The 16,150-nt window shown below is 66.3% G+C and carries 14 protein-coding genes and 1 pseudogene; 3 read left to right on the plus strand and 12 right to left on the minus strand.

The window, feature by feature from the left end:
• Positions 1-11 precede the first annotated feature (11 nt).
• The 12 genes from OKW44_RS22060 to OKW44_RS22115 all read right to left on the minus strand — a co-directional run bounded on the left by OKW44_RS22060 (position 12) and on the right by OKW44_RS22115 (position 12,300).
• Entirely contained in the window at positions 12-623 is a 612-nt protein-coding gene (locus OKW44_RS22060) for a DUF4126 domain-containing protein (protein WP_018419984.1), read from the minus strand.
• Between the two features lie 232 nt (positions 624-855).
• Positions 856-1,176: a quaternary ammonium compound efflux SMR transporter SugE gene (sugE, locus tag OKW44_RS22065; RefSeq protein WP_018419983.1), complete on the minus strand. Its 321-nt coding sequence runs from the start codon at positions 1,174-1,176 to the stop codon at positions 856-858.
• A gap of 102 nt (positions 1,177-1,278) precedes the next feature.
• The gene (gene kdpE / locus OKW44_RS22070; RefSeq protein ID WP_018419982.1) at positions 1,279-1,977 is read right to left on the minus strand and encodes a two-component system response regulator KdpE; all 699 of its coding nucleotides are present in this window, start codon (positions 1,975-1,977) and stop codon (positions 1,279-1,281) included.
• Positions 1,970-4,858 carry a DUF4118 domain-containing protein gene (locus OKW44_RS22075; RefSeq protein WP_018419981.1) on the minus strand — a complete coding sequence of 963 codons (2,889 nt, stop codon included), beginning with the start codon at positions 4,856-4,858 and terminating at the stop codon, positions 1,970-1,972. Before OKW44_RS22075 ends, kdpE begins: the two co-directional genes overlap by 8 nt.
• 152 nt (positions 4,859-5,010) lie before the next feature.
• Complete coding sequence (gene kdpC / locus OKW44_RS22080) at positions 5,011-5,589, minus strand: potassium-transporting ATPase subunit KdpC (RefSeq protein ID WP_018419980.1); 579 nt, start codon at positions 5,587-5,589, stop codon at positions 5,011-5,013.
• A 57-nt stretch (positions 5,590-5,646) separates the two neighbouring features.
• Positions 5,647-7,758: a potassium-transporting ATPase subunit KdpB gene (kdpB, locus tag OKW44_RS22085; protein WP_026225695.1), complete on the minus strand. Its 2,112-nt coding sequence runs from the start codon at positions 7,756-7,758 to the stop codon at positions 5,647-5,649.
• Positions 7,759-7,837: 79 nt separating this feature from the next.
• Complete coding sequence (gene kdpA, locus OKW44_RS22090; RefSeq protein ID WP_018419978.1) at positions 7,838-9,643, minus strand: potassium-transporting ATPase subunit KdpA; 1,806 nt, start codon at positions 9,641-9,643, stop codon at positions 7,838-7,840.
• Positions 9,640-9,732 carry a K(+)-transporting ATPase subunit F gene (kdpF, locus tag OKW44_RS22095; protein WP_013088901.1) on the minus strand — a complete coding sequence of 31 codons (93 nt, stop codon included), beginning with the start codon at positions 9,730-9,732 and terminating at the stop codon, positions 9,640-9,642. The genes kdpA and kdpF overlap by 4 nt, the downstream gene beginning before the upstream one ends.
• Positions 9,732-9,842 carry a hypothetical protein gene (locus OKW44_RS22100; protein ID WP_018419977.1) on the minus strand — a complete coding sequence of 37 codons (111 nt, stop codon included), beginning with the start codon at positions 9,840-9,842 and terminating at the stop codon, positions 9,732-9,734. Before OKW44_RS22100 ends, kdpF begins: the two co-directional genes overlap by 1 nt.
• Positions 9,843-10,023: 181 nt before the next feature.
• Positions 10,024-10,998 carry a quinone oxidoreductase family protein gene (locus OKW44_RS22105; RefSeq protein WP_026225694.1) on the minus strand — a complete coding sequence of 325 codons (975 nt, stop codon included), beginning with the start codon at positions 10,996-10,998 and terminating at the stop codon, positions 10,024-10,026.
• A 46-nt stretch (positions 10,999-11,044) separates the two neighbouring features.
• Positions 11,045-11,434 (minus strand): methylglyoxal synthase, encoded by a 390-nt coding sequence (locus OKW44_RS22110; protein WP_013088898.1) that lies wholly within the window; start codon positions 11,432-11,434, stop codon positions 11,045-11,047.
• 86 nt (positions 11,435-11,520) lie between these two features.
• Positions 11,521-12,300 carry an SDR family oxidoreductase gene (locus OKW44_RS22115; RefSeq protein WP_018419975.1) on the minus strand — a complete coding sequence of 260 codons (780 nt, stop codon included), beginning with the start codon at positions 12,298-12,300 and terminating at the stop codon, positions 11,521-11,523.
• Between the two features lie 214 nt (positions 12,301-12,514).
• Between OKW44_RS22115 and upp the strand changes: the two genes are divergently transcribed.
• The 3 genes and pseudogenes from upp (at position 12,515) to purD (ending at position 15,879) form a co-directional block, all read left to right on the plus strand.
• On the plus strand, positions 12,515-13,165 hold the full coding sequence (gene upp / locus OKW44_RS22120) for a uracil phosphoribosyltransferase (protein ID WP_026225693.1): 651 nt from the start codon (positions 12,515-12,517) through the stop codon (positions 13,163-13,165).
• Between the two features lie 596 nt (positions 13,166-13,761).
• Positions 13,762-14,490, plus strand: a complete 729-nt coding sequence (locus tag OKW44_RS22125) for a YebC/PmpR family DNA-binding transcriptional regulator (protein WP_018419973.1) — start codon at positions 13,762-13,764, stop codon at positions 14,488-14,490.
• A 104-nt stretch (positions 14,491-14,594) separates the two neighbouring features.
• A pseudogene (purD, locus tag OKW44_RS22130) lies at positions 14,595-15,879 on the plus strand (phosphoribosylamine--glycine ligase).
• Positions 15,880-16,150 lie beyond the last annotated feature (271 nt).

The following is a 16,150-nucleotide window of genomic DNA, read 5'->3' on the forward strand; positions in this document are numbered from 1 at the left end:
TAGTGCTTCGCTCAATCGTGCCTACTCCTCGCAAATCGCGACACCATGTGCGTGGCCATGCCGCGAAAACCGCCCTGCACGCCACGCCACAATCGCGGCAACGCCCACGCCGCGAGCAGCAGGAAGCCTACCATCAAGACCAGAAACACGAGCGGCACGAACAGCGCAAGCAGTACGCCGCCGACCACGAGGCCGTCCTCGGCGGTCGACGTGACGACGTTCGACACCGGCTCCGGCGACAGGTTGATCAGCGCGCGCGTGCCCGCCTTCGCGAGATGCGCGATGCCGGCGAGCGTGCCGCCCGCGAGCGCGGCAACGCTCAGCAGCGTCGGATCGGCATGGCCGAGCGCGCCGGCGGCCAGCACGGCGCCGGCCGGAATGCGGATGAAGGTGTGGATCGCATCCCACAGCGAATCGAACGCGGGGATCTTGTCGGCGAGGAATTCGGCCAGCGTCAGCACGGCCGCCGCGCCGATCACCCATGGCGACGACAGTGCGGACAACGTGTTCGGCAAGTGAATCAGGCCAAGACGTTCGAACACGCCGGCCAGGAGGACCGTCAGATAGAGGCGCAGACCGCTGCCCCATGAAAGGCCCGCTGCAAGTGAAAGTGATTCAAGCATGGCCGCCTCCACGCGCTCAGTGCGTGCCAGGCGCCGCGGCGGGAACGAGCGGGCGTTCCGCGCCGAAGCCGTCAGGCTCGCCAGGCCGGCCGCGCCAGCCAGGCCGCGGGCAATTTCAAGGTCGCTTCTGTCTCATTATAGCTACGATAATTCGCAGAACGCAGAGCGGCGAAGCCTTCGCTGTGGCTTGCAGGCAATGGCGGCCGCGCCCCGAGCGGAGCTGGCCGCCCGGTCAGTGCCCCGACGACAGCTTCAGGCCGACGAGGCCGATCACGATCAGCGACGCACTGGCGACGCGCGCGACCGTCAACGCCTCGCCCATCATCACGACGCCGAAGATGAACGCGCCGACCGCGCCGATCCCTGTCCAGACGGCATAGGCTGTGCCGAGCGGCAACTGGCGCATCGCGAGCGCGAGCAGCACGAAGCTGCCGAGCGCGGTCACGATCGTGAAGACAGACGGCCACAAGCGGGTGAAACCTTCGGAAGTTTTGAGACCGGCCGCCCACGCGACTTCGAGCAGACCGGCAATCAGGAGAAGAAACCAGGACATCGACACAGCTCCATGAAAAATGGGGCCGTCCCCGATGATTGATGCAGGCGCAAGGTCGTCCTTACGTCGCGAGATTATAACGAAGCGGCATCGCGGACGAACTCACACCGCGCCCACCAGCCGGTACCCGACGCCCGTCTCCGTGACGATATGCTCCGGTTGCGCCGGATCGCGCTCCAGCTTGCCGCGCAGATGCGCCATGTAGATGCGCAGATAGTGGTGACTCTCGACGTGCGACGGCCCCCACACGTCGCGCAGCAAGTGCCGGTGCGTGAGCACGCGGCCCGCATGGCGCACGAGCGTCGCGAGCAGCCGGTATTCGATCGGCGTCAGATGGACCGCGGCGCCGTCGCGCGTAACCTGGCGCAGCGCGAGGTCGACGGTGACCGCACCGAAGCGCACCTGCGGCGATTCGTTCGCGCCGCCGTGATTGCGCCGCCGCAGATGCGCGCGGATCCGCGCAAGCAACTCGGACACGCCGAACGGCTTGGTCAGGTAATCGTCGGCGCCGGCGTCGAGCGCGGCGACCTTTTCGCTTTCCTGGGTACGCGCCGACAGCACGATCACCGGCAGCTCGCTCCAGCCGCGCAGCTCGCGGATCACGTCGAGGCCGTCGGTGTCGGGCAGCCCCAGATCGACGATCACCAGATCGGGCTTGCGCGTCGCTGCTTCGACGAGCCCCTGCTTGCCGGTCTCGGCGTCGTGCACGGCGATGCCCTCGCCTTCGAGCGCCGTGCGCACGAAGCGGCGAATCTGCTTCTCGTCTTCGATCAGAACGACGGTGATGCTCAGGTCACTCATGGGTGGGTCGGGTGAGCGGGTTGAGGGCGGCGGCGGTGTCGGTGGCTGCGCCTTCGTCTTCGAGCGTATCAAACGTCTCGGGTGCGTCGGGCGGCGTCTTGACCGGCAGCGTGAACCAGAAGCGCGCGCCCTCGACGTGGCCATCCGTGGCCATCCGGTTGAGCGCGCCGATTGTACCGCCGTGCGCCTCGACAATCGCGCGGCAGATCGCGAGCCCAAGGCCGATGCCTGGTTTCGCCGACTCCTTCTCGCCGCGCGTGAACTTCTCGAACACGCGCGCTTCCATGCCGGCGGGCAGGCCGGGGCCGTTGTCGTCGATCGTGATGCGCACGAACGGCGTGCCGTCCGCATCGAACTGCTGCGCGCCGATCGCGAGCGGCGTGCCGGACGCCGTGTATTTGGCCGCGTTCTCGAACAGGTTCGAGAACAGGCGCTCCATCAACACCGCGTCGAGATGCAGCAGCGGCAGATCGGCGGGCAGCGTAACCTGCACCGGACGATCCGCGAGCACACGCTTGCACGCGCGCAGCGCGGCGCCGACGGTCTCCTCGAGCAGCGTCCATTGCTGGTTCAGTTGCAGGCTGCCGGCCTGCAAGCGCGCCATGTCGAGCAGATTCGTGACGATGCCGGTCATGCGCAGCGCTTCTTCGTGGATTGCGTCGACGAGTTCGTCGTCACGCCGCGCGGCGGATTGCGCGTCGGTCCGCAAAGAAGCATTCGCCTCGCCTTCTGTCCGCCCCTGTCCCGCCTGCCGCCCCTGCGCGAGCATCGACGAAAACCCGACGATCGTCGTCAGCGGCGTGCGCAGATCGTGCGAAATCGCCGACAGCAGCGAATTGCGCAACCGCTCCGACTCCATGTGGACGAGCGCATCGCGCGCGATATCGACGTAGTGCACGCGTTCGAGCGCGAGCGCGATCTGCGCGGCGAACGCGTCGAGCATGCGGCGCTGTTCGGGCACGGTCAGCTCGCGCTCGTCACGCACGACCGCCGCGAGCACGCCGCGCGTGCGCATCGGCGCCTTCAGCGGCAGATACAGCGCCGCGGCGGCCGGCAGCGTATCGGTGCCGTGGCCGGCCGGCTTCTGCTGATCGTAGACCCACTGGCCGACGTCGAGATCGAGCGCGTCGCCTTCGAGCGTGATCGCCGCGTCGGGGTCCTCGATCTTCTGTTTGACCTTATCGACGCTGTCGGGCAGCAGAATCGCGACGCGCGCGCCGAACACCTCGCTCACGTGCCGGCTGCCGATCCCGACGATCTGCTCGGTGGTCAGCGCCGCGGCCATCTCGCGCGCCATCTCGTACATCGCGCCGGTGCGCTGCTCGCGGCGTCGCGCGACACTCGCCTCGCGGCGCAGGCTCGAAGTCAGATGGCTGATCACGAGCGACGTCAGCAGCATGCCGAAGAACGTCAGCAGGTACTGCGTATCGGAAACCGACAACGAGATGCGCGGCGGCACGAAGAAGAAATCGAACGCGGCGACGCTCGCGAACGACAGTACGACACCCGGCCCGCGTCCGAGCTTCACCGCGGTGAAGATCACGCCGAGCAGATACAGCATCACGAGGTTGGTCAGATCGATGCGGTCGATCAGCTGGCTCGACAGCAGCGTGATCGCCGTGCCGATCGCGAGCGCGAGCGCGTATGCGCGCGGCGGCGAACGGCGCTCGCGCGCCGCGCTCAACGCCTCGCGCCACGCGTTCGCGGTCGTGTTCAACAGACGCCGCTGCTCGCCGCCATCGCGCTCCGACGACACGCGAATCAGCGTGAGATCGAGATCGCCGCTTTTCTCGGCGATGCGCTCGCCAACCGGCCGGTGCAGCCAGCGGCTGATGCCGGTGCGCGACGACGCGCCCGCCACCAGCTTCGACACGTTGCGCGCCTGCGCGTAACCGATCAACGCGTCGAGCGCATCGGTGGCGGCGAGCGTCGCGGTTTCCGCGCCGAGTTCGGCGGCGAGCTTCAGCGCGTTCAGCGTGCGTTCGCGTCGGGCGTCGGGCAGGCGCTGCAACGCGGGCGTTTCGACATAGACCGCGAGCCAGTCGGCCTTCAGGCTCGCGGCGAGGCGCGCCGCCGAGCGCACCAGCGCCGGCGCTTCGGGACCAGGACCAACACACACCAGCAGCCGCTCGCGCGCCTGCCAGATACGCTGGATCGAACGATCGGCGCGGTACTCGCGCATCTGCGCGTCGACGCGATCGGCGGTGCGGCGCAGCGCGAGCTCGCGCAGCGCGATCAGGTTGCCCTTGCGAAAGAAGTTGCGCACCGCGCGCTCGGCCTGCTGCGCCATGTAGACCTTGCCGTCGCGCATGCGGTCGAGCAGTTCCTCGGCCGGCAGATCGACGAGCGTGACTTCGTCGGCATGATCGAACACGCGATCGGGCACGGTCTCCCACACCCGGATGCCAGTGATCTGGCCGACCACGTCGTTCAGGCTCTCCAGGTGCTGCACGTTGACGGTCGTATAGACGTCGATGCCCGCGTCGAGCAGTTCGTAGACGTCCTGCCAGCGCTTCAGATGACGCGCGCCCTGCACGTTCGAATGCGCGAGTTCGTCGACGAGGATCAGTTGCGGCTTGCGCGCGAGCGCGGCGTCGAGATCGAACTCGCCGAGCTTGCGGCCGCGATACTCGATATGCGCGAGCGGCAGCACGTCGAGCCCCGCGAGCAACGCGGCGGTTTCGCTGCGCCCGTGCGTTTCGGCGATGCCGACCAGCACGTCGACACCCTCTTCCTGGCGGCGGCTCGCGGCCTGCAGCATCGCATAGGTCTTGCCGACGCCGGCCGACGCGCCGAAGAAAATCTTCAGCCGGCCGCGCTGGCGTTTTTCTTCGTCGCGCTGCAGCTTGTCGAGCAGTTCGTCAGGATCGGGGCGGTTCATGCTCAGTGGTTGTCGTAGTCGTCCGGGCGGCGGTGTCTGCATGGTGGCACGGCCCGCGCCGGCCCGCAAATGGCGGCGCGGCGCCACGCGAAACGCCGCTGTTTCATCGATGAACCGAAATCGCCACTGGTGCGTCGTCGATGCGTTCAGTCTCAGCCGCGCTTCATTTCATCGAGCGCGAGATTGAGCTTCAGCACATTCACGCGCGGCTCGCCGAGCACGCCGAACTGGCGCCCCGTCGTGTAGCGCTCGACGAGTGCCTGCACGTCGTTCGGCGCGAGGTGACGGGCCTGCGCGACCCGCTCGAGCTGATACTCGGCCGCGGCCGGACTGATCTCCGGATCGAGCCCGCTGCCCGACGACGTGACCAGATCGACCGGCACCGGCTTCGACATGTCGGTGCCCGCCGCCTTCAGCGCCGCGAGACGGCCCTTGATCTCGTCGAGCAGCGCGGGGTTGTTCGGCCCGAGGTTCGAGCCCCCCGAGCTCTGCGGGTTGTACGGCATCGGGCTCGTCGCCGACAGCCGGCCCCAGAAGTACTGGGGCGCGTCGAACTGCTGGCCGATCAGCTGTGAGCCGACCACCTTGCCGTTCTGCTCGATGAGGCTGCCGTTGGCCTGTTCGTGGAACGCCGCCTGGCCGAACGCGGTCATCACGGCGGGATATGCGAGTCCTGTGATCGCGGTCAGCACCGCGAAGATCACGATCAGCGGACGGAACAGATTTTTCATGATGGGTCTCTTTCCCTTTTCATCACCTGTGTTGCTGCGTAATGACGCGCTGCGCGCTCAAACCCAGCCGAACGCGGCGAGCACCATATCGATCAGCTTGATGCCGATGAACGGCACGATGATCCCGCCAAGGCCATAGATCAGCAGATTGCGGCGCAGCAGGATCGCAGCGCCTAGCGCGCGATAGCGCACGCCCTTCAGCGCCAGCGGAATCAGCAGCACGATGATCAGCGCGTTGAAGATCACCGCCGACATGATTGCCGAGGTCGGCGTCGCCAGATGCATCACGTTCAGCGCGTTCAACGCCGGATACGTCGATGCGAACGCGGCCGGAATGATCGCGAAGTACTTGGCGACGTCGTTGGCGATCGAGAACGTGGTCAACGACCCGCGCGTCATCAACATCTGCTTGCCGATTTCGACGATCTCGATCAGCTTGGTCGGATTCGAATCGAGGTCGACCATATTGCCGGCCTCTTTCGCCGCCTGCGTGCCGGTGTTCATCGCGACCGCGACGTCGGCCTGCGCAAGCGCGGGCGCGTCGTTGGTGCCGTCGCCGGTCATCGCGACCAGACGCCCTTCGGCCTGGTGAGCGCGGATCGTCGCGAGCTTCGTTTCGGGTGTCGCTTCGGCGAGAAAGTCGTCGACGCCCGCTTCGGCCGCGATCGCGGCGGCGGTCAGACGGTTGTCGCCCGTCACCATCACGGTCTTGATGCCCATCTTGCGCAGCTCGGCGAAGCGCTCCTTGATACCGCCCTTCACGACGTCCTTCAACTCGATCACGCCGAGCACGCGCGCGCCCTGCTCGCCTTTCTCGGCGACCACCAGCGGTGTGCTGCCGCGTCGCGCGACATCGGCGACCGCGTTGCTGACTTCGTTCGGGAAGCGGCCGCCGTTCGCTTCGACATAGTGCTTGACCGCATCGGCCGCGCCCTTGCGGATTTCACGGTTCGGCGCCCCGGAGGAAGTCCCCTGGGGGGAGAGATCGACGCCGCTCATCCGGGTCTGCGCCGTGAACGCGAGAAACACCGCATGCAGCGAGGCCATATCGCGCTGACGGATATTGAAGCGCTGCTTCGCGAGCACGACGATGCTGCGGCCTTCCGGCGTTTCGTCGGCAAGCGACGACAACTGCGCCGCATCGGCAAGCGCTTCTTCGGTCAGACCTGGCGCCGGCAGAAACTGCGACGCCTGGCGGTTGCCGAGCGTGATCGTGCCGGTCTTGTCGAGCAGCAGCACGTCGACGTCGCCGGCCGCTTCGACGGCACGGCCCGAGGTCGCGATCACGTTCGCCTGCATCATGCGGCTCATCCCGGCCACGCCGATCGCCGACAACAGGCCGCCGATCGTCGTCGGGATCAGACACACGAGCAGCGCGGCTAGCGCGGTGATCGTCACCACGTGGCCCGCTTTCGCTGCTTCGACGGAGAACATCGAGAACGGCAGCAGCGTCGCGGTGGCGAGCAGCATCACGATGGTCAGTGCGACGAGCAGGATGGTGAGCGCGATTTCGTTCGGCGTCTTCTGACGCTTCGCGCCCTCGACCATCGCGATCATGCGGTCGAGGAACGCCTCGCCCGGGTTCGCTGTGACGCGCACGACGATCCAGTCCGACAGCACCCGCGTGCCGCCCGTCACCGACGAAAAGTCGCCGCCCGACTCGCGGATCACCGGCGCCGATTCACCGGTGATCGCCGATTCGTCGAGCGAAGCGACGCCCTCGATCACTTCGCCGTCGGCCGGGATCACGTCGCCGGTCTCGACCAGCACGACGTCGCCACGGCGCAGATCGGTCGCGGTCGTGATGCGGATCGGCGACTTCGGATGCGGCTCGTTGAGCTTCTTCGCCATCACGTCTTTCTTCGCGCTGCGCAGCGACGCGGCCTGCGCTTTCGAGCGGCCTTCGGCGAGCGCCTCCGCGAAATTCGCGAACAGCACCGTGAACCACAGCCACAGCGTGACCGCAAGGATGAAGCCCACGGGCGCCTCGGCCTGACCGCCGAGCGCGGCGATCCACAGAATGGTCGTCAGGATGCTGCCGACGTACACGCAGAACATCACCGGGTTGCGAAACTGCGTGCGCGGCGTCAGCTTTTTAAAGGAGTCCACGATCGCCGGGCGCAGCAGCGCCGGGTCGAACATGGACCGGGTAGCGTTATGTTCAGTCATTGAATCCTCGAATGTCCGTGGGCGCTTGCAGGCTTGCGGCGTGCAAGCGCCTGTTCGGTCGTTGGCTCGCTGCCGTGGGTCACTGCACGCCGATCATCATCAGATGCTCGACGCCGGGACCGAGCGCGAGCGCCGGGACGTAGGTCAGCGCGCCGACCAGCAGCACCGTGCCGAGCAGCAACACGACGAACAGCGGTCCGTGCGTCGGCAGCGTGCCGGCGGTGACGGCGATGCGCTTCTTCGCGGCGAGCGAACCGGCGATCGCGAGCACCGGCACGATCGTGCCGAAGCGGCCGAACCACATCGCGATCGCGGTGAGCCAGTTGTAGAACGGCGTATTCACCGTGAGACCCGCGAACGCGCTACCGTTGTTGTTCGCCGCCGAGCTGAACGCATAGAGGATCTCGGAGAAGCCGTGTGCGCCGGGGTTTGCGATGCCGGCCTTGCCCGCCTCGCTGAGCACCGCGATCGAGGTGCCCACCAGCACGAGCAGCGGCGTGAGCAGCACGACGATCGACACCATCTTCATCTCGTAGGCCTCGATCTTCTTGCCGACATATTCAGGAGTACGCCCGATCATCAGTCCTGCGACGAACACCGCGAGCAGCGCGAACACGAGCATCCCGTACATGCCGGAACCGACACCGCCGAAGATAACTTCGCCGAGCTGGATCAGCAGCATCGGATACAGGCCGCCGAGCGGCGTCAACGAATCGTGCATGTTGTCGACCGCGCCGCACGAAGCCGCCGTCGTCGCGACCGTGAAGATGCCCGACTGCGCGATGCCGAAGCGCGTTTCCTTGCCCTCCGCATTGCCGCCCGCCTGCAGCGCGTTCGCCGACTGATCGACGTTGAGCGCCGTGAACGCGGGATTGCCGCTCTGCTCGGCGCTGATCTCGCCGAACACGCAAACGCCGAACGCGATCGTCATCGCCGCGAGCACCGCGACGCCCTGCCGCCGGTCGCCAATCACGCGGCCGAACACGAGCGCGAGCGCGGCCGGGATGATCAGGATCGACAAGATCTGCACGAAGTTCGAGAACGGTGTCGGGTTTTCATACGGATGAGCCGAGTTGCCGTTGAAGAAGCCGCCGCCGTTGGTGCCGAGCATCTTGATCGCTTCCTGCGACGCGACCGGGCCCATCGCGATGGTCTGCGTCTTCACGGGCGTGTCGACCGTCACCGGATCGCCCTTCGCGTCCTTCACCGGATTGCCTTGCGCGTCGAGCTTCGGCGCGGCGTAGGTGGTGGTCTGCAGCGTCGGCACCTCCTGATATGCCTTGAAGTTCTGGATCACGCCCTGACTCATCAGCAGTGCGGCGATGATCGCCGCCATCGGCAGCAGGACGTACATCGTCACGCGCGTGATGTCGACCCAGAAGTTGCCGATCGTCTGCGCGGTATGACGCGCGAAGCCGCGCATCAACGCGAACACGACGACGATGCCGGTCGCCGCCGACAGGAAGTTCTGCACGGTCATGCCGAGCATCTGCGTCAGATAGCCGACGGTCTGCTCGGGCGTGTAGTCCTGCCAGTTGGTGTTGGTCACGAAGCTGACCGCTGTGTTGAACGCGCTGTCGACCGACATCGCGCCGAACTGCTGCGGATTGCCTCGCAGCCACCCTTGCACGCGCAGCAGCACGTACAGGAACGCCGCACCGAGCACGTTGAACGCGAGCGTGGCGACCGCGTAGTGCCTCCAGCCCATTTCCGCCGCTGGATCGACGCCCGCGATACGGTAAAGCAGCCGTTCGAGCGGCGCGCCGAAGCGCACCACGCGCGAACTGCCGTCCATCACGGCGCCGAGATAGCTCGCCACCGGCACCGCCGCGGCCAGTAGCACGACGATAAAAAGACTCGCCTGCAGGACATCGTTCGTGTTCATTCAATGTCCTCCGCGCGCAGCAGCGCATACACGAGATAAACGAACAGCAGCGCGGTGGACGCGCCGGCCAGCCACAGCATCCAGGTCATCAGCGCGCTCCTTGTCCGCGGCGCAACTGCATCAGCTTCTCGCAGCCGCCAATCAGCCCAAAGGTCAGCAAGGCAAAAAGCGCCAGGCCCCCGACATACAGCACATCCATTCTCGTTCTCCATTCACGGACTTTGGATGGATAGAACGGTATGCCGATCGGCCTAAAGGGCTGGTCAAAGATCGGGGGGTGCGCGTAAAAATCGCGTAAACGGACAAGGCCGTTTCATCTCCCGATGAAACGGCCCTGATGGATGACGTGTAGCGCAGCCCGAGGCCGCGCTGCCACTTCTTTACGGCAGCAGGATCGTCGACCCCGTCGTGCGGCGCCCTTCGAGGTCCGCATGCGCCTGCCCGACGTCCGGCAGCGCATAGCGCTGATTGATGCTCGTCTTGACCTTGCCCGAACTCAGCACGTCGAACAGCTCGGCCGACATCGCCTCGTAGTCGCTGCGTTTCGCCATATAGGTGAAGAGCGTCGGTCGTGTAAAGAACAGCGAGCCGCGTCCCGCGAATTCCGACGAGTCGATCGGCGGCAGCGGACCCGATGCGTTGCCGAAGCTCACGAACAGGCCGAGCGGCGCGAGACAGTCGAGCGACTTCTCGAAGGTGTCCCTGCCGATCGAATCGTAGACAACCGGCACGCCAGCGCCGTTGGTGATCTCGCGTACGCGCTTCGTGAAGTTCTCGCGCGTATAGACGATCGCGTGATCGCAGCCGTGCGCTTTCGCGATCTCGGCTTTCTCGTCGGAACCGACCGTGCCGATCACCGTCGCGCCGAGCGCCTTCGCCCACTGGCACACGAGCAGGCCGACGCCGCCCGCTGCGGCCTGAATGAGGATCGTGTCACCGGCCTTCACGCGATACGTGCGGCGCAGCAGATATTGCGCAGTCAAGCCTTGCAGCATCACCGACGCGGCCTGCTCGTCGCTGATCGCATCGGGCAGCTTGACGACCTGCGCGGCCTGCAGCACGCGCTCCTGCGCATACGCGCCGGGCGGCCGCGCGACATACGCCACGCGATCGCCGACCTTCAGACCGGTCACGCCCGAGCCCACCGCACTGACCTCGCCGGCCGCTTCCATGCCGAGCCCGCCCGGCAGCGGCAGCGGATACAGACCGGTGCGGAAATACACGTCGATGTAATTGAGGCCGACCGCCGTCTGGCGAATGCGGATCTCGCCCGCGCCGGGCTCGCCCACCTCGACGTCGACCCATTTCATGACTTCGGGGCCGCCGGTTTTGTCGAATCGGATCGCCTTGGTCATCATGTCTCCTTCATCTGTATGGATGTGGGTGCGGCGACGCGCGCACTCACGCCTCGCCGGACAGGCGCAGCGTCAGCACGTCGAGCACCATGCGGGCGGTCGAAATGTTCGTCGCGCACGGAATGTTGTGCACGTCGCACGCGCGCACTAGCGCGTTGATGTCCGGCTCGTGCGGCTGCGGCGTCATCGGGTCGCGCAGGAAAATCACCATGTCGACGCGCCCTTCGGCGAGCTGCGCGCCGATCTGCAGGTCGCCGCCGTGCGGGCCCGACAGCATGCGCTCGACCGTGAGGCCGTGCGCGTCGCTGATGCGTCCGCCGGTCGTGCCGGTTGCGACGATCTCGCAGCGCGCGAGCGTGTCGACGTATTCGCCGGCCAGTTTGACGATGTCGTCCTTCTTGTGATCGTGCGCGATCAGCGCAATGCGGGTGCTCATGACGTAAGACTCCTCAAACCGTTGTGACTATCGTTGTTGTGATGTGACGGGTGTCGTTCGCGTGCGGCGGCTCGGTACTTGCCTGCTCAGTACGTACCAGGATAGGCGCCGCCGTCGATCAACCAGTTCTGCCCGGTGATGTAACCCGCGTGCGTGCTGCACAGGAACGCGCAGGCGCGGCCGAATTCTTCGCGATTACCGAAACGGCCGGCGGGGATCGTCTTCATGCGCTGCTTGCGCGCTTCGTCGATCGAAATGTTGTGCGTCTTCGCCTGCGCCTCGAATGTGACCGCGATACGGTCGGTGTCGAACAGGCCCGGCAGCAGGTTGTTGATCGTCACGCCGGTCGGCGCGACCTTGCGCGCGAGCCCCGCGACGAAACCGGTCAGGCCGGAGCGCGCGCCGTTCGACAGGCCGAGCACGTCGATCGGCGCCTTCACCGCCGAACTCGTGATGTTGACGATGCGCCCGAAGCCGCGCGCGCTCATCTTGTCGATGGTCTGACGGATCAGCTCGATCGGCGTGAGCATGTTGGCTTCGAGCGCGCGGATCCAGTCCTCGTGCGTGAAGTTGCGGAAATCGCCCGGCGGCGGGCCGCCCGCGTTATTGACGAGAATGTCCGGCTGCGGGCAGGCCGCGAGCGCGGCCGCGCGCCCTTCAGGCGTGGTGATGTCGCATGCGACGGTCTTCACCTCGACGCCGCTCTGCTTGCGGATCGCCTCGGCGGTCGCTTCGAGCGTTTCGGCGGTGCGCGCGACGATCGTCAGGTTGACGCCCTCGGCGGCGAGCGCTTCCGCGCAGCCGCGTCCCAGACCTTTGCTCGCCGCGCAAACCAGCGCGCTACGTCCTGCGATTCCCATGTCCATGTGGATGCCCTCCTGGAAGTTTCCCCAGATTCTAGAAGAATCGGTGTCGGACTGTGCCGCGTCGCTGCAATCTCAGGTATCGCCGGGCGGTACTCTTTCGGTAAACTTGCGCGGTAGCGCGCTTTTCCACCGTTCGTCCGACCTTCCGGCGCGCACGGAGCCAACGGATGAGCGCGCCGAACCGATCCACCTTGCCGCCGCGCGCGAGCCCGCCATGACCCAGGACAGCCGTTTCCCCAATCTCTTCATCCTCGATCACCCGCTGATCCAGCACAAGCTGTCGCACATGCGCGACCGGGACACGTCGACGCGCACGTTCCGCGAACTGCTGCGCGAAATCACGCTGCTGATGGGCTACGAAATCACCCGCAACCTGCCGATGACGACGCGCCGCATCACCACGCCGCTCGTCGAGATCGATGCGCCGGTGATCGCCGGCAAGAAGCTCGCGATCGTGCCGGTGCTCCGCGCGGGCGTCGGCATGTCGGACGGCCTGCTCGAGCTGGTGCCGTCGGCGCGCGTCGGCCATATCGGCGTGTATCGCGCGGAGGATCATCGGCCGGTCGAATACCTGGTGCGGCTGCCGGACCTCGAAGACCGCGTGTTCATCCTCTGCGATCCGATGGTCGCGACCGGCTACTCGGCCGTGCACGCGGTCGATGTGCTCAAGCGCCGCAACGTGGCCGCCGAGAACATCATGTTCCTCGCGCTCGTCGCCGCGCCCGAGGGCGTGCAGGTGTTCCAGGACGCGCACCCGGACGTCAAGCTGTTCATCGCGTCGCTCGATTCGCATCTGAATGAGCATGCGTACATCGTGCCGGGCCTGGGCGACGCGGGCGACCGGTTGTTCGGTACGAAGAACTGACCCGCCGAGGGCCAGCGGGGGTGGCCTGGCGATGCCGCCGCTCCCGAACCGGCCCCGCTTTCGCCCGCATCCGGCCCTCCCGGCGACACATCCGCGCCGCCTCCATTCATTTTCGCGTCGACTTCATTGCATTTGCGGCCGGTTTCGCGGCGCGGCCCCCTCTGCCGCACCCTCGCGGCATGATAAAATTCGCATCCGCTCGACGGAGCGGCTCGACCCGCACGATCACTCGCACCGCCGCCTGCAATTTCGACTGGCGCCCCGCGCCTTCGCACCGGGTCATGCGGCGCCTGGCCGCGCAAGCTGCCCCGCTCCATCGCGCCGCCGCCCTGCGGCCCCGTCTGGCCGGCCGATCCAGCACGAACCGGCACGAACGCCTACCGGCGGGCAAGCGCGGAACGACGCGCGGGAACGGCCAGGCTGAGATCGGCGGCACAGGTGGCCGCCTCGATCGGCCAACAGGAGCAACAAGCACGAGCGGCCGGCAGCCTTTCGCCTGACGGATTGACATCGAGGCGCAACACGCGAGGCGCCCGACATCGCAACGACAATTGCACTATGCGTGCGCCCCGCTGGCGCGCGCGACGGAGAAAAGTATGGCGGGTCATTCGAAATGGGCCAACATCAAGCATAAGAAAGCAGCGGCCGATGCCAAGCGCGGCAAGGTCTGGACGCGGCTCATCAAGGAAATCCAGGTTGCGGCCCGTCTGGGCGGCGGCGAAATTGACTCGAACCCGCGTCTGCGGCTCGCGGTCGACAAGGCGTACGACGCCAACATGCCGAAAGACAACATCAATCGCGCGATCCAGCGCGGTGTCGGCGGCGCGGACGGCGCGAACTACGAGGAAATCCGCTACGAAGGCTACGGCATCGGCGGCGCGGCCGTGATCGTCGACACGATGACCGACAACCGCACCCGCACGGTCGCGGAAGTGCGTCACGCGTTCTCGAAGAACGGCGGCAACATGGGCACCGACGGCTCGGTGTCGTTCATGTTCGATCACGTCGGCCAGTTTCTGTTCGCTCCCGGCACCGCCGAAGACGCGCTGATGGAAGCCGCGCTCGAAGCGGGCGCCGACGATGTCGTGACGAACGAGGACGGCAGTATCGAGGTGCTGTGCCCGCCGAACGATTTTTCGAAAGTGAAGGCTGCACTCGAAACGGCGGGCTTCAAGGCCGAACTGGCCGAAGTCACGATGAAGCCGCAGACCGAAGTCGAATTCACCGGCGACGATGCCGTGAAAATGCAGAAGCTGCTCGACGCGCTGGAAAATCTGGACGACGTGCAGGAAGTCTATACAAACGCGTCGATCGCCGGCGAGTGATGGCGCGCCGGGCTCTGACGTCGTTTGCCCTTGCTGTTGATGGTTTATTGCACGGCTGAGCACACCGCTCGGCCGTTTATGGTTTTCAAGTCTCGGGGATTCACATGAAGTTACTCGTCGTCGGTTCCGGCGGTCGCGAACATGCGCTCGCATGGAAGCTCGCGCAATCGCCGCGGGTCCAGCTCGTCTACGTCGCGCCGGGCAACGGCGGCACCGCTCAGGATGAGCGTCTGCTCAACATCGACATCACCGAGCCGGCCGCGCTCGCGGATTTCGTCGAACAAGAACAGATCGCGTTCACGCTGGTCGGGCCGGAAGCGCCGCTCGCGGCAGGCATCGTCAACCTGTTCCGCTCGCGCGGTCTGAAGATCTTCGGGCCGACCAAAGAGGCCGCCCAGCTCGAAAGCTCGAAAGATTTCGCCAAAGCGTTCATGAAGCGCCACGGCATCCCGACGGCCGAGTACGAAACCTTCGCCGACGTCGCCGCCGCGCACGCGTATCTGGACGCCAAGGGCGCGCCGATCGTGATCAAGGCCGACGGCCTCGCCGCCGGCAAGGGCGTGGTGGTCGCGCAAACGCTGGAAGAAGCGCACGCCGCGGTCGACATGATGCTGTCGGACAACAAGCTCGGCGACGCCGGCGCGCGCGTCGTGATCGAGGAGTTCCTCGCCGGCGAGGAAGCGAGCTTCATCGTGATGGTGGACGGCAAGCACGTGCTCGCGCTCGCGTCGAGCCAGGATCACAAGCGTCTGCTCGACGGCGACCAGGGCCCGAACACGGGCGGCATGGGCGCCTACTCGCCCGCGCCGATCGTCACGCCGCAACTGCATGCGCGCGTGATGCGCGAAATCATCCTGCCGACCGTGCGCGGCATGGAGAAGGAAGGTATCCGCTACACCGGCTTCCTGTACGCGGGCCTGATGATCGACGCGCAAGGCAACCCGAAGACACTCGAATTCAACTGCCGGATGGGCGACCCCGAAACGCAGCCGATCATGGCGCGTCTGAAAGGCGACTATTCGAAGGTGGTGGAACACGCGATCGCCGGCACGCTCGACACCGTCGAGCTCGAATGGGACCGCCGCACCGCGCTCGGTGTCGTGCTCGCCGCGCACAACTACCCGGACACGCCGAGGAAGGGCGACCGCATCAACGGCATTCCCGCCGAAACCGCGGATTCGGTCACGTTCCACGCCGGCACCACGCTGACGGACGGCAAGCTGACCACCTCGGGCGGGCGCGTGCTGTGCGTCGTCGGTCTCGCGGATTCGGTGCGCACCGCGCAGCGCGGCCGCGTACCACACGATCAACCAGATCGCGTTCGACGGCATGCAGTATCGCCGCGACATCGGCTATCGCGCGCTCAACCGCAAGCACGACGGCAAGTAAGCTTCGCTAGCGCTGGACGCCGTGCGGGCGGCGCACTGCCGGTGCCACAGGCGCCGCAGTGCGGGCACGTTACACGACGCGCGCTACACTCAATCTTTCCCGCTCGTCGCGGCAGACGGGCACGGAGCCCGCGAATCGACTGAAGCGGCAAGCCGCCTCCCAGTTTGCCTCCGGCAACCAGGCAATCCGAACCAGCGGTCCGAGTGCGCAGACATCCAGCGCGAACGCGGCCATCGCTTTCTTTCGAAGAACCCGCGGCACGACGAGCGTG

It is taken from the genome of Paraburkholderia lebeckiae, from assembly GCF_050436325.1.
In the GTDB taxonomy this organism is placed as follows: domain Bacteria; phylum Pseudomonadota; class Gammaproteobacteria; order Burkholderiales; family Burkholderiaceae; genus Paraburkholderia; species Paraburkholderia tuberum.